The sequence below is a fragment of the Streptomyces sp. SID12501 genome (assembly GCF_010550245.1).
GTDB lineage: Bacteria > Actinomycetota > Actinomycetes > Streptomycetales > Streptomycetaceae > Streptomyces.
In genome coordinates this window covers 1-388 of the sequence record NZ_JAAGLU010001039.1, presented here as the reverse complement: position 1 = coordinate 388, position 388 = coordinate 1, and the positions used below count along the sequence as shown (strand labels likewise).

General features: G+C 66.8%; 1 protein-coding gene. It reads right to left on the bottom strand.

Annotated features, from left to right (window positions below):
• Positions 1-388: MFS transporter (locus tag G3I71_RS49715; protein WP_164325588.1), on the bottom strand; the 388-nt coding region annotated here is incomplete at both ends.

The following is a 388-nucleotide window of genomic DNA, read 5'->3' as shown; positions in this document are numbered from 1 at the left end:
GGTGGCGACGCCGAAGACGGCGCCGGTCATGCCCTGGTACTTGCCGCGTTCGCGCAGCGGGACCACGTCGGCGATCAGTGCCATCGCCGTGACCATCAGGCCACCGGCGCCGATGCCCTGGACGCCGCGCCACACGATTAGCAGGGTCATGTTGCTCGCGAGGCCGCACAGGAAGGAGCCGGTGATGAAGATGACGGCGGAGAGCTGGAAGATCAGTTTCCGCACGAAGAGGTCGCCTAACTTGCCGACCAGTACGGTCGAGACGGTCTCCAGCAGCAGGTAAGAGGTGACCACCCACGACATGTGGTCCCCGACGCCGAGGTCGGCCATGATCGTGGGCAGGGCGGTGCCCACGATCGTCTGGTCGAGCGCCGCCAGCAGCACGCCT